Source organism: Streptomyces sp. NPDC037290, assembly GCF_055603245.1.
The window spans coordinates 34,197-52,642 of record NZ_JBVJVZ010000016.1 but is presented as its reverse complement, the minus strand read 5'-3'; the positions used below and the strand labels follow the sequence as shown (position 1 = coordinate 52,642).

General features: G+C 72.4%; 17 protein-coding genes. 3 read left to right on the top strand and 14 right to left on the bottom strand.

Annotated features, from left to right (window positions below):
- Nucleotides 1-104: 104 nt before the first annotated feature.
- The 12 genes from ACZ7HQ_RS35490 to ACZ7HQ_RS35435 form a co-directional block, all read right to left on the bottom strand.
- Nucleotides 105-1,031, bottom strand: a complete 927-nt coding sequence (locus tag ACZ7HQ_RS35490) for an alpha/beta hydrolase family protein (protein ID WP_470999042.1) — start codon at nucleotides 1,029-1,031, stop codon at nucleotides 105-107.
- A gap of 249 nt (nucleotides 1,032-1,280) precedes the next feature.
- Nucleotides 1,281-2,465 carry a kynureninase gene (kynU, locus tag ACZ7HQ_RS35485; RefSeq protein ID WP_470999040.1) on the bottom strand — a complete coding sequence of 395 codons (1,185 nt, stop codon included), beginning with the start codon at nucleotides 2,463-2,465 and terminating at the stop codon, nucleotides 1,281-1,283.
- Nucleotides 2,458-3,303: a tryptophan 2,3-dioxygenase family protein gene (locus ACZ7HQ_RS35480; RefSeq protein WP_470999038.1), complete on the bottom strand. Its 846-nt coding sequence runs from the start codon at nucleotides 3,301-3,303 to the stop codon at nucleotides 2,458-2,460. The genes kynU and ACZ7HQ_RS35480 overlap by 8 nt, the downstream gene beginning before the upstream one ends.
- 164 nt (nucleotides 3,304-3,467) lie before the next feature.
- Complete coding sequence (locus ACZ7HQ_RS35475; protein WP_470999036.1) at nucleotides 3,468-3,881, bottom strand: DUF3151 domain-containing protein; 414 nt, start codon at nucleotides 3,879-3,881, stop codon at nucleotides 3,468-3,470.
- 97 nt (nucleotides 3,882-3,978) lie between these two features.
- Nucleotides 3,979-5,436, bottom strand: a complete 1,458-nt coding sequence (locus ACZ7HQ_RS35470; RefSeq protein ID WP_470999034.1) for an MFS transporter — start codon at nucleotides 5,434-5,436, stop codon at nucleotides 3,979-3,981.
- A 62-nt stretch (nucleotides 5,437-5,498) separates the two neighbouring features.
- Entirely contained in the window at nucleotides 5,499-6,521 is a 1,023-nt protein-coding gene (gene fbaA, locus ACZ7HQ_RS35465) for a class II fructose-bisphosphate aldolase (RefSeq protein ID WP_470999032.1), read from the bottom strand.
- A gap of 143 nt (nucleotides 6,522-6,664) precedes the next feature.
- Nucleotides 6,665-7,213: an orotate phosphoribosyltransferase gene (gene pyrE, locus ACZ7HQ_RS35460; RefSeq protein WP_449199466.1), complete on the bottom strand. Its 549-nt coding sequence runs from the start codon at nucleotides 7,211-7,213 to the stop codon at nucleotides 6,665-6,667.
- Between the two features lie 10 nt (nucleotides 7,214-7,223).
- On the bottom strand, nucleotides 7,224-8,012 hold the full coding sequence (locus ACZ7HQ_RS35455) for an aldose epimerase family protein (protein WP_470999030.1): 789 nt from the start codon (nucleotides 8,010-8,012) through the stop codon (nucleotides 7,224-7,226).
- Between the two features lie 51 nt (nucleotides 8,013-8,063).
- Nucleotides 8,064-8,831, bottom strand: a complete 768-nt coding sequence (locus ACZ7HQ_RS35450) for an SRPBCC family protein (protein ID WP_470999028.1) — start codon at nucleotides 8,829-8,831, stop codon at nucleotides 8,064-8,066.
- Between the two features lie 54 nt (nucleotides 8,832-8,885).
- On the bottom strand, nucleotides 8,886-10,520 hold the full coding sequence (locus tag ACZ7HQ_RS35445) for a polyamine aminopropyltransferase (RefSeq protein ID WP_470999026.1): 1,635 nt from the start codon (nucleotides 10,518-10,520) through the stop codon (nucleotides 8,886-8,888).
- 79 nt (nucleotides 10,521-10,599) lie between these two features.
- Nucleotides 10,600-11,142: a DUF2617 family protein gene (locus ACZ7HQ_RS35440; RefSeq protein ID WP_470999024.1), complete on the bottom strand. Its 543-nt coding sequence runs from the start codon at nucleotides 11,140-11,142 to the stop codon at nucleotides 10,600-10,602.
- Nucleotides 11,143-11,457: 315 nt separating this feature from the next.
- On the bottom strand, nucleotides 11,458-11,796 hold the full coding sequence (locus ACZ7HQ_RS35435) for a hypothetical protein (RefSeq protein WP_470999022.1): 339 nt from the start codon (nucleotides 11,794-11,796) through the stop codon (nucleotides 11,458-11,460).
- A 205-nt stretch (nucleotides 11,797-12,001) separates the two neighbouring features.
- Between ACZ7HQ_RS35435 and ACZ7HQ_RS35430 the strand changes: the two genes are divergently transcribed.
- On the top strand, nucleotides 12,002-13,195 hold the full coding sequence (locus ACZ7HQ_RS35430) for a pyridoxal phosphate-dependent aminotransferase (RefSeq protein ID WP_470999020.1): 1,194 nt from the start codon (nucleotides 12,002-12,004) through the stop codon (nucleotides 13,193-13,195).
- A gap of 101 nt (nucleotides 13,196-13,296) precedes the next feature.
- Nucleotides 13,297-14,478: a hypothetical protein gene (locus tag ACZ7HQ_RS35425; protein ID WP_470999018.1), complete on the top strand. Its 1,182-nt coding sequence runs from the start codon at nucleotides 13,297-13,299 to the stop codon at nucleotides 14,476-14,478.
- Nucleotides 14,479-14,493: 15 nt separating this feature from the next.
- Here ACZ7HQ_RS35425 and ACZ7HQ_RS35420 read toward each other — a convergent pair whose 3' ends face one another.
- Both ACZ7HQ_RS35420 and clpB read right to left on the bottom strand, forming a co-directional pair.
- The gene (locus ACZ7HQ_RS35420) at nucleotides 14,494-15,030 is read right to left on the bottom strand and encodes a type III secretion system chaperone family protein (RefSeq protein ID WP_470999016.1); all 537 of its coding nucleotides are present in this window, start codon (nucleotides 15,028-15,030) and stop codon (nucleotides 14,494-14,496) included.
- Nucleotides 15,031-15,145: 115 nt separating this feature from the next.
- On the bottom strand, nucleotides 15,146-17,767 hold the full coding sequence (clpB, locus tag ACZ7HQ_RS35415) for an ATP-dependent chaperone ClpB (protein WP_470999014.1): 2,622 nt from the start codon (nucleotides 17,765-17,767) through the stop codon (nucleotides 15,146-15,148).
- Nucleotides 17,768-17,881: 114 nt separating this feature from the next.
- Between clpB and ACZ7HQ_RS35410 the strand changes: the two genes are divergently transcribed.
- The gene (locus tag ACZ7HQ_RS35410; RefSeq protein WP_470999012.1) at nucleotides 17,882-18,274 is read left to right on the top strand and encodes a pyridoxamine 5'-phosphate oxidase family protein; all 393 of its coding nucleotides are present in this window, start codon (nucleotides 17,882-17,884) and stop codon (nucleotides 18,272-18,274) included.
- Nucleotides 18,275-18,446: the final 172 nt, after the last annotated feature.

Genomic DNA, 18,446 nt, shown 5'->3' with positions numbered 1-18,446 from the left:
TTCTCTGACAAGGAAGTTAGGGATCGGGGGCTGTCGCCTGCGTCACTCCAGGGAGCTGTCCTGCGGGGTAGCTCTCAGGTACTACGGGTATCACCGGGTGCCGGCTACCAGGCCAGTTGGGCGATCTCCTCCGCCACCACCGCGCACGCGTCCGCCGCCGGGTCGATCAGCGGGAAGTGGCCCGCGTCCTCCAGCAGCGTCAGACCCACGACCTCCCCGGCCTTCGCCGCCGCGTCCGCGTAGGACTCGGCCACCGCCTGCGGCACCACCAGGTCCGTACGCCCCTGGACGAGCGTCGTCGCGATGCCCGTCGGCAGGAGCAGGACGGGGTCGGCACAGGGGCGGCGCCCGGCGAACGCGTCGGGGCCGCCGAGGAGTTGCAGACTCGCGTGGCCGCACACCTCCAGCTTCTCCGCGACCTCGAAGTCCGCGATCGGGGCGAGGGCGACCACGCCGCGCAGCGCCGCCGGCTGGTCGGTGCGCCAGGGGGCGCCCACGGGCAGGACATGGCGGGCCGCGGCCCACAGGGCGAGGTGGCCTCCGGCCGAGTGGCCCGTCAGCACCGTGCGGCGCGGGTCGGCCTGCGGGAGCACCTCGCGGACCAGGGCGGGCAGCGCGTCCAGGGCGGCCGCGACATCGTCGAAGGTGTCGGGCCAGCGGCCCGCCACGGGGGCGGCGCCACCCAGGTGATCATCCACCTGGTCCCCCGCCTGACCCCCCGTGTGCTGCCCGGGGATCAGTGGATCGCCGCCGCGCCGGTACTCGACGTTGGCCACCGCGAAGCCCCTGCGGGCCAGGTAGTCCGCGAAGGGAGTGATGTGGCGGCGGTCGTAGGGGGCGCGCCAGGCGCCGCCGTGCAGGACCACCACGACCGGGGCCGGGGAGTCCGGGGCGGTCCGGGGGGCGTAGAAGTCGATCACCTGGTCCGGGTGGCTGCCGTACGCGGAGGTGGCGTCGGGGTCGACCGGGGGGTGCGAGAAGGCCGACTCCTCCTCGGCGGCGGCGCGGGCCGCTGCGGCGTCGTCCGGCATGCTCCAACCTCTCAGCGAGGGAACCCGTCCGGCGTCCGACGGACCGGAGGGGACCGGATGAGACCGGTGACCTGACGGGCCGTGTCGTGCGCCGTTGGCGGGGACGGTATCAGGCCGGTGACGTGCGGGGACACGGGGATGTCACGCAGGGTGAGACTAAACGGTTCTGCACACAGGGGTGAACGGAGAGCGGCGCCGGGGGCGGGGCGGCCCGGCCCCACCCCCAGCACCTCGCTGGGCCGCTCCCCGCTACGCCAGTTCCTCGGCCAGGATCCGGGCCGCCCGCTCGGTCTCGCCGAAGCTCACGTACAGCGGGGTGAAGCCGAAGCGGAGGACGTCGGGATGGCGGAAGTCGCCCACGACGCCCCGGGCGATCAGGCGCTTCATCACCTCACCGGCGTCCGGGCAGCGCAGGGCGACCTGGCTGCCGCGCTCCTCGTGGCGCTCCGGGGTCACGCACTCGACCCGCCCGGGCTCGGTGTACGCCCGCACGCACCGCAGGAAGAAGTCCGTCAGCGCGAGGGACTTGGCACGGACCGCGGAGACGGAGACGTCGTCCCAGACGTCCAGCGCCGCCTCCAGGGCCAACATGGACAGGATGTCCGGGGTGCCCACGCGGCCGCGCAGAGCGCCTGGCGCGGGGGTGTACGACGGGCTCATGCCGAAGGGGTCGGTGTGCGAGTTCCAGCCGGGCAGCGGGGAGTCGAAGCGGGGCTGCAGCTCCCTGCGGACGTACAGGTACGCCGGTGAACCCGGGCCGCCGTTCAGGTACTTGTAGGTGCAGCCGACCGCGAGGTCGACGCCGTGTTCGTCCAGGCCCACCGGCAGTGCGCCGGCGCTGTGGCACAGGTCCCACACGGCCACCGCGCCCGCCGCGTGGACGGCGGCCGTCAGGGACGGCAGGTCGTGCAGGCGGCCGGTGCGGTAGTCGACGTGGTTCAGCAGGGCCACCGCCGTACGGCCGGACAGGGCCGCCGGGACCTCGGACGGGGTCACCGCGCGCAGGGTGCGGCCGGTCAGGCGGGCCGCCGACTCGGCGATGTAGCCGTCCGTGGGGAACGTGGTGGCGTCCACGAGGATCTCGGTGCGCTCCTCGCCCGCCATCCGTACCGCCGCGACCAGCGCCTTGAAGACGTTGACGCTGGTGGAGTCGCCCACGACGATCTGTCCGGCCGCCGCGCCGACCAGCGGGGCGATCCGGTCGCCGATCCGCTCCGGCGCCGTCCACCAGCCGCTCTCGTCCCAGGACCGGATGCGCAGTTCGCCCCACTGGCGGCGGACGACGTCGGCCACGCGGCCGGGGACGTTCGCGGGGAGCGCGCCGAGCGAGTTCCCGTCCAGGTACACCACGTCGTCGAGGACGAAGCGGTCCCGCAGCGGCGCCAGTTCGTCCGCCGCGTCCAGCTTCTCGGCCTGCACGGTGAGTTCAGACATGGGACCTCGCCGTCCACAGCTCCGGGAAGACGTTCTTGCGGGCCCGCTTCTCCAGCCAGGCCACGCCGGCCGAGCCGCCCGTGCCGGCCTTGGCGCCCATCGCGCGGCGGGTGGCGACCAGGTGGTCGTTGCGCCAGCGCCAGACCAGTTCGCCGACATCGGTCAACGCCTCGCCGAGCCGGGCGAGTTCATCGCTCTCGTCGCCCGCGTAGACGGCGGTCCAGGCCGCCTCCACGGCGTCCGAGGGTTCGTAGCGCTCGGAGACGTCCCGGCGCAGGACCGAGGCCGGGACCGGATGGCCGCGGCGGGCGAGGAGGCGGACGACCTCGTCGTACAGGCTCGGCTCGTGCAGGGCCTTCTCCAGTTCCGCGTGGACGCGGGGGGCGCCGCGGTGCGGGACGAGCATGGACGCGGACTTCTCTCCGAGCAGGAACTCCATGCGGCGGTACATCGCCGACTGGAAGCCGGAGCCCTCGCCGAGGGCGGAGCGGTACGAGTTGAACTGCGCCGGGGTCAGCTGGCCGAGCGGCTTCCAGGAGGCGTTCAGCGCCTCCAGCTCCCGTACGGAACGCTTCAGTGCGGCGATCGCGGCCGGTACGTCGTCCGAGCGCAGGGCGTTCGCCGCGGTCTCCCACTCGTGCACGATGACCGTGAACCACAGTTCCATCACCTGGGTCGTGACCAGGAAGACCATCTCTCCGGGGTCGTCGGAGAGGGTGTGCTGGAGGTGGGTGAGCACGTCCGCCTTGACGTAGTCCTCGTACGGCGTCGTACCCGCGAAGTCGAGATGCGGGGTCTCGGGCTCTGCCTCGGGAAGGGGGTGAGCCTGTTGGGACATCGCTGTCTCCTGTTGTTACTCCGGGTAGCGGTCCGCCCCTGCCGATTCCGGCACGGGGGCCCCGGTCCCCACCCGGAATCCTCCGCAATCACCTCGGATACGGCAAGGCCCGCCTGCTGCCAGACGGGCCACACCGGTGACTCCGGTCGGGGCCGTGCGCCAGGTCAGCCCAGGGTCTGGGCGGCCGTCGGGGAGGAGTCCCGCAGGAACTGCGAGCAGCGCTCGTACTCCTCCTGCTCGCCGATCGCCTGCGCGGCGCGGGCGAGGGCGTGCAGGGCGCGCAGGAAGCCGCGGTTCGGCTCGTGCTCCCAGGGCACCGGGCCGTGGCCCTTCCAGCCGCCCCGGCGCAGGGCGTCCAGGCCGCGGTGGTAGCCCGTACGGGCGTAGGCGTACGACTCCACGACCGCGCCGCGCTCGAACGCGTCGTCGGCCAGCTGGGCCCAGGCGAGGGAGGAGGTGGGGTACTTGGCGGCGACATCCGCCGGCGCGGTGCCGTTCGCGAGCATCTCGCGGGGCTCCGGGTCATCGGGGAGGTGGGTGGGGGGCGGGCCGCCGAGGAGGTTCTCGTGAATCGTCATGGGTCCAGTTTCTCGCACCGCGGGCATATGCGGGCTCGGCTTGCGGGCAGCCGTGCGAGCGCCCCCGGCCATTCCCCTGCTGCTCCCCTGCCCCTCCTCAGCCCTTCCTCCGCTCCCCCTCCAACGGTGGCGTCGTCACGTTTCCGTGCATCCGGCACTCCGGGCGCAGGCAGCCCGGCTCCGGTCGGCGGACCAGGGCGAACGCCACGGCCGAGCCCAGCAGCAGCGTCCCCGCGAGCATCGGCATCGCCCGGTCGAACGCCGCGTCGAAAGCCGACGGGACCCGGTACGCCTCCGGGCCCATCCCCGCCAGCAGAGGCAGCGCCGCGACCGCGACCAGGCCCGCCGCCCGGGCCGCCGCGTTGTTGATGCCGCTGGCCAGGCCCGCCCGAGCGGCGTCGACGGAGGCGAGGACCGTCGCCGTCAGCGGGGCGACCAGGGTGACCATGCCGGCGCCCATCACCAGCAGCGCGGGCAGGACGTCCGTGAGGTAGTCGGCGTCCCTGCCCACCCGCAGCATCAGCAGCATCGCCGCCGCGCAGAGCAGGGGCCCGACCGTGAGCGGCAGGCGCGGGCCGGTACGGTCCGCGAGAGCGCCCGAGCGGGCGGAGAACAGGAGCATCAGGGCCGTGGTCGGCAGCAGTGCCGTACCGGCCGCCAGCGGCGAGTAGCCCGCCACCACCTGGAGCTGCAGCGCGGTGAGGAAGAAGAAGCCGCCGAACGCCGCGTAGACGCACAGGGTGACCAGATTGACCGCGGTGAACTGGCGCGAGGCGAAGATGCCCGGCGGGAGCATGGGATCGGGGCGGTGGTGTTCGACGTACACGAAGGCCACGGCCGCCACCAGGCCCGCCACTCCGGTCAGGGTCACCGCCAGGGAGCCCGTCCGCGCCTCGATCAGCGCGTACGTCAGCAGGGCCAGCGCCAGGGCGCCCAGCACCGCGCCGAGGACGTCGAAGCGGCGATGCCCGCCCTTGTCCGTCGACTCCGGCACGTGCCGCAGCGCCACCGGCACGCACAGCAGCGCCAGGGGGACGTTCAGCAGGAACACCCAGCGCCAGCCGGGGCCGGACACCAGCCAGCCGCCCAGGAACGGGCCGACCGCCGCGCCGATCCCGCCGAAGCCGGACCACAGGCCGACGGCCCGGCTGCGGTCGTCGGGGTGGAAGGACGACTGGATGATCGCCAGGGAGCCGGGGGTCAGGAGCGCGCCGCCGATGCCCTGCAGGGCACGGGCGGCGATCAGTACGGGCGGGTTCGGCGACAAGCCGCACAGCAGGGACGCGGCGGCGAACCACACCACCCCCAGCACGAAGATCTTCCGGCGGCCGTAGTGGTCGCCCAGTGAACCGCCCAGCAGGATCAGGCCGGCCAGCGTGACCATGTACGCGTTGACCGTCCACTGGAGGGCGCCGAGGGGCGCGCCGAGGTCGCGGCCGATGGTCGGGAGCGCGACGTTGACGACGGTCGAGTCCAGCAGCGCCATGCTGGAGCCGAGGATCGTGGTGAACAGGATCCACTTGCCCTGGGGGGAGGACAGCCGGACATCGGGCACCCCCCAGGTATACAGCGGGCCCGGCGGCAGGAACAGCCGCCGGGCCCACCGCGGGGTACCGCCTACTTGATCTTGTTGCCCGCCGAGCGCAGGTTCTGCGTGGCCTCGACGACGCGCGCGGCCATGCTCGCCTCGGCCAGCTTGCCCCAGGTGCGCGGGTCGTAGGCCTTCTTGTTGCCGACCTCGCCGTCGACCTTCAGGACGCCGTCGTAGTTCTGGAACATGTGGGCGGCGACCGGACGGGTGAAGGCGTACTGGGTGTCCGTGTCCAGGTTCATCTTCACGACGCCGTTGTCCAGCGCGGTCAGGATCTCCTGCTCGGTGGAGCCGGAGCCGCCGTGGAAGACGAAGTCGAACGGGGACGCCTTGCCGAACTTGGCGGCGACGCCGTCGTTCAGCTCCTTCAGCAGGTCGGGGCGGAGCACGACGTTGCCCGGCTTGTACACGCCGTGCACGTTGCCGAAGGAGGCGGCCAGCAGGTAGCGGCCCTTCTCGCCCAGGCCCAGGGCCTCGGCGGTGCGGATCGCGTCCTCGACCGTGGTGTACAGGGAGTCGTTGATCTCGTGCGAGACGCCGTCCTCCTCGCCGCCGGTCGGGGTGATCTCCACCTCGAGGATGATCTTGGCGGCGCGGGTCCGCTCCAGCAGCTCCTGGGCGATGGCGAGGTTGTCGGCGAGGGTCTCGGCGGAGCCGTCCCACATGTGGGACTGGAACAGCGGGTTCCGGCCGGCCTTCACGCGCTCCTCGGAGACCGCGATCAGCGGGCGTACGTACCCGTCGAGCTTGTCCTTCGGGCAGTGGTCGGTGTGCAGCGCGATGTTGACCGGGTACTTCTCGGCGAGGATGTGCGCGTACTCGGCGAGGGCGACCGCGCCGGTCACCATGTCCTTGCTGTACTGGCCGCCGAGGAACTCGGCACCACCGGTCGAGATCTGGACGATGCCGTCGCTCTCCGCCTCCGCGAAGCCGCGCAGCGCCGCGTTCAGGGTCTGGCTCGAGGTGACGTTGATGGCCGGGTAGGCGAACTTGCCTGCCTTCGCCCGGTCGAGCATCTCGTTGTAGACCTCGGGGGTTGCGATGGGCATCTGTCCGCTCCTTGGTGTTGCGGGTTGGATTGGTGCGTTACGGCCCTGACCTAGACCTGGGTTGCGACGTCATCGTCGTCCCCATCTTTCCAGACATGGACCGCTGGTCCATGCGCCGGACAAGTCCAGGTCAATCCGCGTCGTCAGTCCAGACCCAGTTCATCCTTCGAGAAGGCGAAGACGTACGGCACCCCCGCCTGCTCGGCGATCGCCTCGGCCGCGCCGGTGGCCCGGTCCACGATCGTGGCGACGGCGACGACCTCCGCGCCGGCCTCGCGCAGCGCCTCCACGGCGGTCAGCACGGAGCCGCCGGTGGTGGAGGTGTCCTCGACGGCGAGCACCCGGCGGCCCTTGACCTCGGCGCCCTCGATCCGGCGCTGCAGACCGTGGGCCTTGCCCTGCTTGCGGACGACGAACGCGTCGAGGACCTTGCCGCGCGCGGCCGAGGCGTGCAGCATCGCGGTGGCCACCGGGTCGGCGCCCAGGGTGAGCCCGCCGACGGCCTCGTAGTCCAGTTCGGCGGTCAGGTCGAGCATGACCTGACCGACCAGCGGCGCGGCCTCGCCGTCCAGCGTGATGCGGCGAAGGTCGATGTAGTAGTCGGCTTCCTTGCCCGACGACAGGGTCACCTTGCCGTGCACCACGGCCTTGTCCTTGATCTGCTGCAGCAGCGCGCCGCGAACGTCCGTCATGCCGACCAGCTTAAGGGCGCCGCCAGCTCCAGGTCGTCGACGCCTCCAGCGGCTCCAGCGGGGTGACCAGGCGCGGGAGGGTGTTGAGTCCGTTGGGCGGGCCTGTCTGCGGCTCCACGCACACGGCCTCCGCCTGCTCGTCGTAGACGACGACCCACTCCTCGCGGCTGGTCACCCTCAGCTCCAGCTGCCCCGGCCAGGTGAGGGTGACGTCGACGCCGCCGGGCATCCCGAAGCAGTCGTCCCAGGGGCCGGGCTTGGGGTCGATCCGGTTCCCCGTGGGCAGGTGGTCGTCCCCGCGCTCCTCCTGCCAGGCGGGCTCGAAGCCGACCGTCACGTCCTCGCCGCCCAGGTTGCGGTTGAACCAGGGGTGCCAGCCGATCTGCGCCGGGAAGGAGTCGCCGTACGCCTCCACGGACATCGTCAGCGTGAGGCCGTCCTCGGCGAGCGCGACGCTCTGGGTGACGCGGCCGGGGTGCGGCCAGGGATCGACCAGCTCGTACGTGATCACCGCCTCGTTCTCCGAGACGCGCGCGGTGCGCCAGGCGCCGTCGCGGGCGGTGCCGTGGATGGCGTGGGGCGGGGAGTTGAGCGGCAGCTGGCGGACGGTGCCGCCGTCCAGGAAGCGGCCGTCCCTGGTGCGGCCGCACCAGGGCACCATCGGGAAGCAGCCGTAGCGGTGCCCCTGCCTGAGCAGTTCCAGGGAGCCGATCCTCAGGCCGCTGATACGGCCGCCGCCCGCGGCGCTGATGCGGACCTCTGCGTCTCCCGCGGTCAGCGTGATGTCTTCGTTACTCACGGGACGACAGTACTGGGGATCGGCCGGGGCTTCGGCCGCGGGCGCCTTCGCTCAGCGGCGTTTGCGCAGGGCCCTGCTGACGACGATCGCCGACGCCACGGCCAGCGCCGCTGCCGGTGCCGCCCAGCGCAGTGCCGAGGTCGCCGTCACCGCCTGGGGCGCCGGAACCGGTGCGTAGCGCCCGCGCGGTGGCGCGTGGTCGACCTCCTCGGCGCTGCGGCCGATCATCGTCCGGCGCGCGTGCGCGGCCTCGGCGGGCGGCTCACCGGTGTCGGCGAAGCCGTCCGTGAGGCGGTCGGCCGCCGGGTCCAGGGACGGCGGCGGGATCTCGGTGTCGAACACGGAGGAGTGCTCGGCCCCGGGCTCCTGGTCCTGCACCTGGTCCTGGTCCTGCTGCTCCGGAGTCGTCGCCAGGTTCTCCACGAACCGGTTCAGCAGGCGGGTCGCCGCCGCGGTCACCGCGTCCGCCGGCAGCTCGGCGATGCGGCCGTCCGCGTCCGCGGTGCCCTCGACCGTGACCGTCGTCCCGCCGTCGGTGTCCGTGAGGCGCAGGGTGAGGGCGAGTTTCACGGCGCCGGTGCCGCGGGCCTCGGTGGCGTCGGCCTCGACGGCGTACGTGCCGTTCGCGTGGGCGACCACCCGAGCCGTACCGCGGTAGGTGACGGAGTGTCCGCCGACGCGCAGTTTCAGGCGCCCGGCGACGGGTTCGGCACCGGCGTCCTGGTGCAGGCCGGGGACCGCGCGGGCGACCTGGGCGGGATCGGCGAGTGCGTCCCTGAGTGGCTCGACCGGGACCGGGACGAAGACCTGGTGCTCCATGTCCGCTGAGCCTACCCACGTGTGACCGGAAAGTACCCTCACGAAAACCGGCTCTCAGTACCGCGGGTGCACCAGCGTCGAGGCCGGCAGACCCCCGGTCCGCGTCCGCGCCGCCGCCCGCCCGTCCGCCGTCAGTTCGCGCTGGGTCAGCGTGCGCGGATGCCAGGACCCGAGGCGCAGCGGTGGCGGGGTCCGTCCCGGGGCCGCGAGCAGGAACCCCCAGTCGTGCGGGGCTCCGGACGCGCCCGCCGCGCGGTCGGGGCCGGCCGGGAAGCCCGAGTCGTGGCCGAGGACACGGTAGGGGGAGTCGGCGAAGCCTGCCGCGCGCAGGGTGGCCGCGACCGTCCAGAAGACACGGGGGCGGGTGGTGACGGACCCGGCGTGGACGACGAGGCGGCCGTGCGGAGCCAGGACGCGGCGGGCCAGGCCGTAGAACTCCTGGGAGTACAGCTTGGTGCTGGCGGTGATGCCGGGGTCGGGGAGGTCGGCGATCACGACGTCGTACCACCGCTCCCGTGCCCCGCGCAGCCAGCCGAGCGCGTCGGCCGTGGTCGTGTGGACGCGGTGGTCGTCGTAGGCGTGGCCGTTGGCGGTGGACAGGCCGGGGTCGTGGCGGGCCAGGCGGACCAGGCCGGGGTCGAGTTCGACGATGTCGACGCGGCGTACCCCGGGCCGGCGCAGCACCTCTCGGGCGGCCAGGCCGTCGCCGCCGCCCAGGATGAGGACGCGCGCGTGTGGCCCGCCGGACAGCGCGGGGTGCACGAGGGCCTCGTGGTAGCTGCGTTCGTCGCGGCCGACCCGGAGCCGGCCGTCCAGGAAGAGGTCGAGGGGCCTGCCGTCGGTGCCGCCCGCGAGGACGACCTCCTGGACGCCGGTCTGTTCGGCGACCCGGACGTCCTTGCCGTAGACGGCGCGCCGGGCGGCGCGTTCGAAGTCGCCGGCGAGCGCGGCGGCGGAGGCGAGGACACCGAGGACGAGGAGACCGACGACGAGCAGGGTCCAGCGGGCCCGGCAGGTCAGGTCGCGGCGGAAGAGGCCCAGCACCAGGGCGCCGCCCGCCACCACGTTGACGGTGCCGGTGAGCAGAGCGCCCGTCAACTGGCCGAGGAGGGGCAGAAGCAGGAACGGGAAGGCGAGGCCGCCGACCAGCGCGCCCACGTAGTCCGCGGCGAACAGGTCGGCGACCGCGCCGCCCGCGTCCTGCCGGCGGATGCGCTGGATCAGCTCCATCAGCAGCGGGACCTCGGCGCCGATGAGCAGCCCGATGGCGAGCGAGAAGGCGACCAGGAGGCAGCGCGGGCCCTCGGCCCACACCCCGCCCCAGTCGCCGGTCCAGGCGAAGACGGCGTACAGCGCCATCGCGCTGCACCCGCCGACCAGCGCGAGGACGGTCTCGATCGCGCCGAAGCCGGCCGCGGCGTGCCAGCGCAGCCGTTTCGCGCCGAGCGAGCCGATGCCCATCGCGAACACCATCACGGACAGCACGACGGAGGCCTGGGTGACCGAGTCGCCTATCAAGTACGAGGCGAACGCGACCAGTTCGAGCTCGTACACGAGTCCGCAGGCCGCGCAGACGAAGACGCACACGAGAACCAGGAACCGCCCGGTGCCTGGCCGGACGGGCAGCCGGGCGGGGCCTGTCCAGGAGGGCGGGGCGCCCGGAGGCGCGGGGGCGTGCGGTTCGATCACGTTGCGACGGTACGTCACTCGCCCGGTACGCTTCGTCACCCACACGTGTGGAACTGGGGCCGGTTGGCGCCCGGCGGGTTTATGTCGGCGCGGTGTGCTCAGCGGGCCGCGCCGCCTTCGACCGCGCCCCGACCCGGGTCCGGGTGGCCACCAACTGGCCGTCCTGCGGGTAGGCGTGCCAGGTGCGCCAGTGCACCTGGCCCTCGTGGTGCTGTGCCAACATGGCGGTGAACGCGTGCGGGCTGCCCGGGAAGACGCCCGCGAGGCCGTGCGGATGATCGGAGACGAGGGCCAGCAACTCCTGTGCCCGGCCCTCGAAAGAGCCGGGGGTGAGCACCTCGACGCGCGCGGCGAACTCGTACTCCCAGTCGCCGACCCGCTTGGCGACGCCGAGCGGCAGCGGGGTGCTGGAGCCGGGGATGCACGCGACCGTCTCCGAACAGGTGCCGCGCTCCTCCTCCAGCAGCACCTGGTGGGAGGCGCCGAGCAGTCTCAACTGGAGCTTCGCGCCCATGAGTTCCAGATCGAGGGTGGCAAGGGCCGGCAGCGGCTCGCGTCCCAGAGCCCAGGCCAGGTCGGCAGCGCGCGTATCGGTGTAGGAGGTGTTCAGGGTCGTGAGCATGGATCGGCTCCGCTAACACGCGATGAGGGGGAGATCGGCCATGTCAGCCCAGCCGGCTCGGCCGGGTGGGGAGTCTCAGGACGTCCGAGGGGCTGCGTTGGCGATTTAGAGGGAATCATGAACAGAGGCGCGCCCACAGCGTTTTTACCCAACTTCGTGGGGTTTCCATCCCTCAGAGGGCTCCACAGTTCAACTGTTCAACCATGGCGCACGCCGGGCGCGGACGCCGGGACGGCGAGCGCCCGCCGGTTGCCTCGCCGGCGGGCGCTCGTGTGCGGCCGTATGCGGTTCCCCCGAAAGCTCAGCTGCCCCGTGTCAGCTGCCTCCGCCGCATCCGCCCCCGCCGCCGCACGACGAACCTCCGCCGCAGGATGAGCCCCCGCCGCAGGAGGAGTGGCCTCCGCAGGAATGACCGCCGCCGCAGGAGGAGTGACCCCCGTGGTGCCCGCCGTGGTGCCCGCCCGAGGAGCCGGAGTCGGCGCTGCCCGCCCACCAGCTGCTGCTGCCGTCGTACGAGGACGAGCCGGAGGACCCGGACCGGCCGCGGCCTCCCTTGCCGAGTGACACCTTGCACTGTCGGCTCCTGCTCCCCGCCAGCGCCGTGAGGGTCACGAACGCGACCACGACCAGGATGAAGATGATGCCGACGGTCATGGCGTCACCCTCCTTCCGTTCCCCCGAAGCGGCCCCCCGTGGACCGCGGTGACGGGGGGATGCCCGGCCGTCTCGGGGCGCAAAGCAGAGTTGAGGAACTTCAGAGGGTCCTTCCCGGGAAACGGCCCCCCGCCTGTCCTGATCGCGACACCTCCTGGTCAAAGGTGGCGTGCTGGGTACCGCCGAAGGTGCGCCTGGGCGGAAGATGACCGGCATGACCTCCAGCGCACGCCCTCACCTGAACCGGCGGCTCGCCGAGTTCGGCACGACGATCTTCGCCGAGATGTCCGCCCTCGCCGTCGCGACCGGCTCGATCAACCTCGGCCAGGGGTTCCCCGACACCGACGGGCCAGAAGAGGTCCGGGAGGCCGCCGTACGCGCGCTGCGCGAGGGCCGCGGCAACCAGTACCCGCCGGGCCCGGGCGTCCCCGAGCTGCGCACCGCGATCGCCGCGCACCAGCGGCGCCGCTACGGCCTCTCCTACGACCCCGACACCGAGGTGCTGGTCACCGCGGGCGCCACGGAGGCCATCGCGGCCTCGCTGCTGGCCCTGCTGGAGCCGGGCGACGAGGTCGTGGCCCTCGAGCCGTACTACGACTCCTACGCGGCGAGCATCGCGATGGCGGGCGGCACCCGCGTACCGGTGACCCTGCGGCCGCACTTCGAGGAGGGGGCGTCCTTCCGCCTGGACCTGGACGAGCTGCGCGCCGCCGTCACCGACCGCACCCGGCTGCTGCTGATCAACACCCCGCACAACCCGACCGGTACGGTCCTCACCCGCGCGGAACTGGCCGCGATCGCCGAGCTGGCGGTCGAGCGGGACCTGCTGGTGGTGACGGACGAGGTCTACGAGCACCTGGTCTTCGGCAACGCCGAGCATCTGCCGCTCGCCTCCTTCCCGGGCATGCGCGAACGCACGGTGACGATCGGCTCGGCGGGCAAGACGTTCTCCTTCACCGGCTGGAAGGTCGGCTGGGTCACGGCCGCTCCGGAGCTGACCGGCGCGGTCCGCTCGGCGAAGCAGTTCCTGACCTACGTCTCCTCGGGCCCCTTCCAGTACGCGGTCGCCGAGGCGCTCGCCCTGCCCGACACCTACTTCGAGGAGTTCCGCCGGTCCATGCTGGCCCGCCGGGACATCCTGGCGCGGGGACTGGCGGAGGCGGGGTTCGAGGTCTTCCAGCCGGCCGGCACCTACTTCATCACCACCGACATCCGCCCCCTCGGCGAGAAGGACGGCTTCGCCTTCTGCCGCGCGCTGCCGGAGCGCGCGGGCGTCGTGGCCATCCCCAACGCCGTCTTCTACGACGACCGGGAGGCCGGGGCACCGTTCGTACGGTTCGCGTTCTGCAAGCGGGAGGAGGTCCTGCGGGAGGCCGCTGAACGGCTGCGGGCGCTGTAGGCGCGCCGCGAGGGGGCGTTTACTCGACACAGGTGAACCCGTGACACCGACGGCCGTCACCTGCTCGCGCTCGCGCCCCCTCGCTTGCAGGGTGCAGAGATGTGACCCACGCCAGCACCGTCCTCGCTCCGCCCCTCACCACGCCGAAGCCTGCCCAGCGAACCCGCACCGTGCGCGCGAGCGGGGTCGCCGTGGGCCTGTTCCTGGGGGCCCGGCTCACCGGTGCGGCCGTGCTCGCCGTCGTCGCGCAGGCCGCCGGCAAGCACCCGCTGACGCTGCTCGCCCGGTCCTGGGACTCGGTGTGGTACCTGGGGATCGCCGCGCACGGCTACGGCCACGACCTGCCCTCGCGCGACCCCGGCCCGCACAGCGACCTCGCGTTCTTCCCGCTGTACCCGGGACTGCTGCGGGCGGTGACCGCGCTGGTGCCGCTCGACGGGGGCGTCGCCGGACTGCTGGTCTCGTGGACCGCGGCCGCCGTGGCCGCCGCCGGTATCCACGCGGTCGGCACCCGGCTGCACGGGCGGGCCACCGGCATCGCACTGGTGCTGCTGTGGGGTCTGCTGCCGCACTCGGTGGTGCTGTCGATGGCGTACACCGAGCCGGTGCTGACCGCGTTCGCGGCCTGGTCGCTGTACGCGGTGCTGGCCGGGAACTGGCTGTGGGCCGGTGTTCTCGCGGCGCTCGCGGGCGTGACCCGGCCGAACGGGTTCGCGGTGGCCGCCGCGGTGCTCGCCGCGGCGGGCTGGGAGGTGTGGCGGCGGCGCGGAAAGGTTTCCCACAGGCTGTGGACGGGCGCGGCGCTCGCCCCGCTGGGCTGGACGGCGTACGTGATGTGGGTCGGCCGGCGCAAGGGGGACGTGCTGGGCGGCTACTTCGAGGTGCAGCGGCTGTGGGGGTCGCGGTTCGACTTCGGACGGGGCTCGCTGGAGTTCGTGCGCGCGATGCTGCTGCACGGCGGCCGGTTCGTGTTCCCGGTGGCGCTGGCGCTCGTGGTGGCGGGGGCGGTGCTGTACGCGCTGCTGCTCCTGGACCGCGCTCCGCTTCCGCTGCTCGTGCACAGCGGGGTGCTGCTGCTGATCGCGCTCGGCGGGTCGGGCTTCTTCGAGTCCAAGCCGCGGTTCCTGCTGCCGGCCTTTCCGCTGCTGCTGCCGCTCGCCCGGCTGCTGGTGCACACGGCGAAAGCCCGGCCCTGGCACGCGACCGTGCTGGTCGCGAGCCTGGCCGGGCTCAGCTATCTCTACGGCGCGTACCTGGTGGTGTACGCGCACACGCCGCTGTAGGCCGTGCGGCGGGGCCTACTCGCCGTCGCCGTCGTCCTCGGGCTCGTCCGCCTCGTTGACCTCCTGCTCCAGGCCGAGCTGCTCGGCGAGCCACTTGTCGAACTCGATCGCGGCCCGCACCCAGCTGACCGTCGAGGAGACGAAGTGGTTGATGTCGACGCCCGTGCCGATCAGCATCTGGGCCTCACCGATCAGACGGACCGTGCCGTCGTCATGGGTGTGGGTGTAGACCTTGGGCCACAGGGTGCGGCGGTTCCAGTCGTCGACGGACTCCAGCAGCTGGGGCTTGTCGTCGATGGGGTGGGGGCGGTCGTAGAAGGTCCGCACCGAGAAGACCGCCTGCTCGGCCTCCCCGCGGAACATGAAGTAGGTGCGGAACTGCTCCCACGGCGCCGCGAGGTCGCCTTCCTCGTCGACGACGTACTTCAGCTCCATCTGGTCGAGGAGCTGCTTCACGAGGTCCTGATCCGGGAGGACGGGGCCGGCCGGTCCCTGGGGCTGCGGTTCGGGCTGGCCCCCGAAGTTCGGAATCGAGGACGGGTCGATGCTCACCGTGTTTTTCCCTTCATGGTGGATCTGGCCATCCTCCCCCAGAGGGGGAGGGGGGAGGCAAGCCCCGACGCCGCCTGTCAGCCGACGGCTGACAGGTTCCGCCCGACGGCGGGTGTCACAGCGTCTTCCCCGTGGCCGGTCCCACGAGCAGGCCGTCCCCGAACCTGTCCACCCGCACCGTGTCGCCGTCCTTGACCTCGCCGGAGAGGATCTCCCTGGCGAGGCGGTCGCCGATGGCGGTCTGGACGAGGCGGCGCAGCGGGCGGGCGCCGTAGGCCGGGTCCAGGCCCTCCTCCGCCAGCCAGGCCAGCGCCTCGGGCGTGACGTCCAGGGTGAGCCGGCGCTCGGCGAGTCGCTTGCCCAGCCGGTCGATCTGGAGCTTCGCGATCCGCTCCAGCTCGGGCTTGGTCAGGGCGGAGAAGACCACCAGGTCGTCGAGCCGGTTGAGGAACTCCGGCTTGAACGAGGACCGGACGACCTCCAGGACCTGTTCCTTCTTCTGCTCCTCACTGGTGAGCGGGTCCATCAGGAAGTGGCTGCCCAGGTTGGAGGTGAGCACCAGGATGGTGTTGCGGAAGTCGACCGTACGGCCCTGACCGTCCGTCAGGCGGCCGTCGTCCAGCACCTGGAGCAGGACGTCGAAGACCTCGGGGTGGGCCTTCTCCACCTCGTCCAGGAGGATGACGGAGTACGGGCGGCGGCGCACCGCCTCGGTCAGCTGGCCGCCCTCCTCGTAGCCGACATATCCGGGAGGTGCGCCGACCAGCCGGGCCACGCTGTGCTTCTCGCCGTACTCCGACATGTCGATGCGGACCATGGCCCGCTCGTCGTCGAACAGGAAGTCGGCGAGCGCCTTGGCGAGTTCGGTCTTGCCGACACCGGTCGGGCCGAGGAAGAGGAAGGAGCCGGTGGGGCGGTCGGGGTCGGCGATGCCGGCGCGGGAGCGTCGTACGGCGTCCGAGACCGCGCGTACGGCCTCGCTCTGGCCGATGAGCCGCTTGCCCAGCTCGTCCTCCATGCGCAGCAGTTTCTGCGTCTCGCCCTCCAGCAGACGGCCGGCCGGGATGCCGGTCCAGGCGGCGACGACGTCGGCGATGTCGTCGGAGCCGACCTCCTCCTTGACCATCGTGTCCTTGGCGCCCCCGCCGGAGGCGGAGGACGTCAACGCCTCCTCGGCCTCGGAGGCGGCCTCAAGCTCCTTCTCCAGCTGCGGGATCTCGCCGTAGAGCAGCTTGGCGGCGGTGTCGAAGTCGCCGTCGCGCTGGGCGCGTTCGGCCTGGCCGCGCAGGTCGTCCAGCTTCTCCTTCAGCTCGCCGACCCGGTTGAGGGACTGCTTCTCCTTCTCCCAGCGGGCGGTGAGGCCCCGCAGCTCCTCCTCCTTGTCGGCGAGGTCGCGGCGCAGCTTCTCCAGGCGGGCGAGGGAGGCGGGGTCGGTCTCCTTGCCGATCGCCAGCTCCTCCATCTTCAGCCGGTCGACGGCGCGCTGGAGTTCGTCGATCTCGACGGGCGAGGAGTCGATCTCCATGCGCAGCCGGGAGGCGGCCTCGTCGACGAGGTCGATGGCCTTGTCGGGCAGGAAGCGTGAGGTGATGTAGCGGTCGGAGAGGGTGGCCGCCGCCACCAGCGCCGAGTCCGCGATCTGGACCTTGTGGTGGGCCTCGTAGCGGCCCTTGAGGCCGCGGAGGATCGCGATGGTGTCCTCCACCGTCGGCTCGGCTACCAGCACCTGCTGGAAGCGGCGCTCGAGGGCGGGATCCTTCTCGATCCGCTCGCGGTACTCGTCCAGGGTGGTGGCGCCGACCATGCGCAGCTCGCCGCGGGCCAGCATGGGCTTGAGCATGTTGCCGGCGTCCATGGCGGAGTCGCCGCCGGCGCCCGCGCCGACGACCGTGTGCAGCTCGTCGATGAAGGTGATGATCTGCCCGTCGGAGTCCTTGATCTCGGCGAGGACGGCCTTCAGACGCTCCTCGAACTCGCCGCGGTACTTCGCGCCGGCCACCATCGCGCCGAGGTCCAGCGCGACCAGCCGCTTGTCCTTCAGCGACTCGGGCACGTCGCCCTTGACGATCCGCTGGGCGAGCCCCTCGACCACGGCGGTCTTGCCGACACCGGGCTCACCGATGAGGACGGGGTTGTTCTTCGTACGGCGGCTCAGCACCTGCACGACCCGCCGGATCTCCTGGTCCCGCCCGATGACCGGGTCGAGCCGGCCCTCGCGGGCGGCGGCGGTGAAGTCGGTGCCGAACTTCTCCAGGGCCTTGTACTGGCCCTCGGGGTCGGCGGTGGTCACGCGGCGTCCTCCCCTGGCCTTCCGGAAGGCCTCCTGCAGCTTCTTCGCATCGGCGCCCTGTTCCACCAGTACGTCCCCGGCCGCGCCGCCCTGCGCGGCGATGCCGATGAGCAGGTGCTCGGTGGACAGGTACTCGTCGCCGAGCGCCTTGGCGCGCTCGGTGGCGTCCGCGATCACGGCCAGCAGCTCGCGGTTCGGCTGCGGAGGCGCGACGGTGGATCCGGTCACGCTGGGCAGCCGGCCCAGGATCCGCTCCGCCCCTGAGCGTACGGCGGCCTGGTCGGCGTCGACGGCCGCGAGCAGGTCGGTGATGTTCTCGTTCTCCTGCCCCGCGAGCAGCGCGAGGAGCAGGTGCGCAGGGGTGAGGTCCGGGTGCCCCTCGGTCACGGCCCGGTTGCTGGCCGCGTTGATCGCGTCCCGGCTCCTGTTGGTCAGCTCGGCGTCCACGTTGTCCGTTCTCCTCCTCGACCGCTCTCCACTGCTGACTTAATCAGCGTACACAAAGTTGAGTCTATTCCGCTCAAGGTAGGTGGGAACCCCTGCGGGGACTAGGTTGCGGGCATGTCGATCCCCTCTGAGCAGTACCTGGAGTTCTGGCGAGAACGCCACCTGTGCACCCTGACGACACTCCGCCCCGACGGCAGCCCGCACGTGGTGCCGGTGGGGGTGACCTACGACGCGGAGGCCGGAGTGGCCCGGGTGATCACCAGCGGGACCAGTGCGAAGGCCCGGCACGTGAGCGCGGCCGGGCCCGAGGGCGCCCGGGTGGCGGTGTGCCAGGTGGACGGCCGGCGCTGGGCCACCCTGGAGGGGCGGGCGCGGGTGCGGACGGATGCGGAACGGGTCGCGGAGGCGGAGCGGCGCTACGCCGAGCGGTACCGGCGGACACCTCGGCCGAATCCGGCGCGCGTGGTGATCGAGATAGAGGTGACGCGGATGCTGGGGAACTGCTGAGGCGGCTCGTGCGCGGGCTTTCGAAGACTTTCAGCCACGGTGGAAACGCCGCATGCCATGAAATGTCCCCACAAACTGCAGCGGGGGGGGGGGGGGGGGGGGGGGGGGGGGGGGGGGGGGGGGGGGGGGGGAGGGGGGGGGGTGGGGGGGGGGGGGGGGGGGGAGGGAAACC